The 271-nt window shown below is 46.1% G+C and carries 1 protein-coding gene; it reads right to left on the minus strand.

Features of this window, described 5'->3' with window-relative positions:
• Nucleotides 1-271, minus strand: a 271-nt coding sequence (locus tag SB775_RS29750; protein WP_410864839.1) for a lyase family protein, incomplete at both ends; no start/stop codon positions are given.

Here is a 271-nt window from a genome sequence, read left to right on the forward strand (position 1 = left end):
GAGCACCATAAAATGGTTTCCTCACAAAGACGTGAGAGGTGCATCATCACAAGGCTGCTGTTAGACAAGAACTCTAAAATGAAGTCACGATCACTCACGCCATCAAGGCTGTTTTCGTAAATATGGTCAAAGCCAAGCAGCTCTGCTGTATATTCACGATCAATTGGGAATGTCGTTCCAGCTAACGCCCCGCATCCAAGTGGAGAGACGTTAATCCGCTTCAAAGAATCTTGAAAGCGCGCTTTGTCACGCTCAAGCATCCAAAAGTAGG

This window comes from Peribacillus sp. SIMBA_075, assembly GCF_046534585.1.